The sequence below is a fragment of the Paenalicyclobacillus cellulosilyticus genome (assembly GCF_014647315.1).
GTDB classification, from domain to species: Bacteria; Bacillota; Bacilli; order Alicyclobacillales; family Alicyclobacillaceae; genus Alicyclobacillus_J; species Alicyclobacillus_J cellulosilyticus.
This window is the reverse complement of record NZ_BMOY01000136.1, coordinates 336-602: the sequence shown is the minus strand read 5'-3', so window position 1 is coordinate 602 and position 267 is coordinate 336. Positions and strand designations below refer to the sequence as shown.

General features: G+C 40.1%; 1 pseudogene. It reads left to right on the top strand.

Going from position 1 to position 267, the window contains the following annotated elements:
- Positions 1-267, top strand: a pseudogene (locus IEX97_RS13775) (hypothetical protein); the annotation flags it as partial.

The window sequence follows — 267 nt, the reverse complement described above, 5'->3', positions numbered from 1 at the left end:
GCCATACTGGAAGCGAGTACGTTAGGCATCGATTTAAGCTCCAAAGGATATCAAGTTGTTCGTTATAGTCCACAAGGTATTTGGCAAAAAGTCTCTGATAAAGGGATTTTTTCATTCCAAAAAATTCCTACCTCCGCTCGCTTGCAATGGGATACGAACCGGCCTCAAAAAGATGGCCCAGAAATTATAATTAACGCTTCAGGTGATATGAGCCCTTTTGTTGTAAGCTTTAATCTGGATAATGAGACAAAGCTTGTTACTATTCGA